Origin of the sequence: Acinetobacter stercoris (genome assembly GCF_900323515.1) — a bacterium.
GTDB classification, from domain to species: domain Bacteria; phylum Pseudomonadota; class Gammaproteobacteria; order Pseudomonadales; family Moraxellaceae; genus Acinetobacter; species Acinetobacter stercoris.
This window is the reverse complement of the sequence record NZ_OOGT01000294.1, coordinates 1-3,103: the sequence shown is the minus strand read 5'-3', so window position 1 is coordinate 3,103 and position 3,103 is coordinate 1. Positions and strand designations below refer to the sequence as shown.

At 38.3% G+C, this 3,103-nt stretch carries 1 protein-coding gene; it reads left to right on the top strand.

Annotated elements, in window-relative coordinates; translation table 11 throughout:
- Positions 1–133: 133 nt before the first annotated feature.
- A partial coding sequence (locus tag KPC_RS18620; RefSeq protein ID WP_146196667.1) for a type VI secretion system Vgr family protein occupies positions 134–3,103 on the top strand: 2,970 nt, incomplete at its 3' end.

The following is a 3,103-nucleotide window of genomic DNA, read 5'->3' as shown; positions in this document are numbered from 1 at the left end:
AAATATATTTATGTAAATATTGCTTATCAATTGAACAGTAAATGTTAAAGTTGATGGAAAAATAAGCACAGCTAGGCTATCATAATTTCAATTTCCAATTTATTTTTCTAAATTAATCGCTTGGTTATAATAAATGATAAATAATATTTATTTAGCTCTGGAGCAATTAGGGCTTACTGCGCAAAAACGTGCTATTCATGTTTTATTTTCAAATAACACATTAAATTTGAAAGTATTTCTTCAATATATTGAAGGCGAGCATTATTTGAATAATGGCTTTACAGCAACTCTGGTGTGTGTATCAACTGATGCATTAATTCCGCTTAAGGCGTTTATTGGGGCACAGGTTGCGGTAGATACTGTGACAGATCGGGGAGAGTTAATCAGACATACAGGAATTATCACTAAGGCAGATGTAGGGCAATCCGATGGAAGCCTGACTCTTTATAAATTAGAAATGCAGGATGCTACCAGTTTATTAAAATTACGCCGTAACAGCCGTGTATTTATGAATAAATCTGTGCCAGATATTATGCAGATTTTTTTCAATGAATGGCAGAGTAAAAGTTCATTATTTGCATCGAGTTTGACCCTGGATATCAGTGGGTTGACCAAAGAATATGATACTCGCCCTTTTATCATGCAACATAATGAAAGTGATTGGGATTTTTTAACACGTTTGTTGCGTTCTGAAGCAATTACTTGGCTGGTCGATGAAGCCGAACCATACGTGCCAACGCAAATGACAGCAATTCAAGGTCAAAAGTTACGCTTAATTGATGACCATTCACAATTTCAGTCACTTCAGAGACGTGATATTAGCTATCATCGCAGTAGTGCTACAGAGAAAGTGGACAGTATTCTCTCCTTTATTGGTCAACGTAGTATCCAGTCGACATCTGTTTATATCAACCGTTGGCAAGCTGATGCTTTAGATATAGATGAAGGCGCAGGATCAGTACTAAGCTACCAACGACATAGTGAAACTCAGGATAATGCAAGTCTAGGTTTGGAGGATGCATGGCATTTTAGTCCTGCATGGATGCAGGATCTGAAAGGTGAAGATGGTGCAACAAAATCTGGAAATAGCCAGGTCGAACGTTTTAATCAGAATCTAAGCCATTTTCACAGTGCTGAAGCGAAGAGGTTTTCTGCCAAGTCGACTGTGCGTGATGCTCAAGTCGGTTATTGGTTTAACCTTAATGATCATCCAGAAATTGACCAACATTCTGGAAGTGACAAGGAGTTTTTAATCACAGGCAAGTCTTTTTATAACCAAAACAATTTACCAAAAGATTTAAATGAACAGGTAACAGTTCTACTTGACCAAAGTCATTGGCAACTACAAAATTTAGGTAATCAGGATGAGCGTCAGGCAAATCAGCTCATTTTGCAGCGCAGAAATATTCCGGTCGTACCTGAATATAACCCATTAGCGCATAAGGCAACAGCATATCCACAAAGAGCAAAAGTTGTCGGACCTGCTGGAGAAGAAATCTATGTAGATGAATGGGGGCGTATCAAGGTTCGTTTCTTATTTACCCGAGGTGACGATCATCAGCATGATGGTGGTGCAGGGGCTAATGATAACGACACCGATTCGGCTTGGGTGGATGTGGTCACCTCTTGGGCAGGTGAAGGCTATGGTGCACGTTTTTTACCACGTATTGGTGAAATCGTTGTTGTTGATTTCTTCGATGGTAATATTGATCGTCCATTTGTGATAGGACGTTTACATGAAGCACAGCGTAGTCCAACCAAGTTTGACATTAGAGGGAAACTTCCAGATACCCGTAGACTAAGTGGTATCAGATCCAATGAGGTAGGTGGTTCAGGTTTTGGTCAACTCAGATTTGATGATACCAATGGACAGATCAGCACTCAATTGCAAAACAGTCATGCTGCAAGTCAGTTAAATCTGGGCAAACTTAGTCATCCGAAAGAAACTGAAACATCAGATGATCGGGGAGAAGGCTTTGAGTTAAGGACAGATCAGTGGGGGGCTGTACGTGCAGGTGATGGTTTACTCATTTCAACCTATAAGCAAGAGGAAGCAAAAGCTGATCATTTCAATGCTGAGGAAGCAAAAACACAACTTGAAAGCAGTCAAAATAATGCTAAAGCTTTAAGTGAAGTTGCAAAAAATCAGCAAACTGATGAGCTGGAGTCATTAGAACAGCTAAAAGAACTGGCTAATTCTATAGAAAAAGATATTGCCAAATTTAACAAAGCAATGATGTTGCTTAGTTCACCAGCAGGAATTGGCTTAAGCACGGCTGAAGATATTCATGTCTCAGCAGATGGACAAATCAATCAGGTTGCTGGGGACAGTATGAATCTAAGCACCCAAAAAAATATGATTGCGCATGCCAGCGGTAAAATCAGTCTTTTTGCGGCGCAGGAGGGTGCGAGATTATATGCAGCTAAGGGCAAAGTGGAAATACAGGCTCAAGGTGATGGCGCAGATATTATTGCTCGTAAAGGAATTCAGATTGTGTCTACAGAAGATACGATTTATATCACCAGTCCTAAGGAGATCAAATTTATCGGGGATACTTCTGAACTAAAACTCAATGGTTCTGGAATATTCCCAACAACAGGTGGTAAGTTTGAAAGTAAGGCAGGGCAGCATGTGTTTAAAGGGGGAGAGAAGGTTGATGTTTCTGTGCCTAGCTTAGCTATGTTAAATAGTCCAATAAAATACAGTAATAAATTAGATGTATATGAAATTTTTTCAACCAACAAATTTTCCGATTTAACTATGTCTGTGAAAGGGAATGATGGAATTGTACAGGACTATAAAATTGATAATTATGGAAGAAGTGCAAGAATTTCCGATATAGAGGCAAAAGATGTTGAAGTATTGGTAGGAGGAGATGTTTGGAATTATTTCATTAAAAAAATAAGTGGGACTAAAGAAGATCCATTTTATTTTAAATTTATTGATTATATAGGAAAGCCGATAGTAGGTTTAGATTGTTATCTTTTGGATAATTCCTTGAACATAATTCAGCAGGAAACTACTGATGGAAACGGAGAGGTTGAGTTTCTATATAGTGAGGATTTTTTACCTATTATGGGGTTAAAAAAATTTGAAGATGAT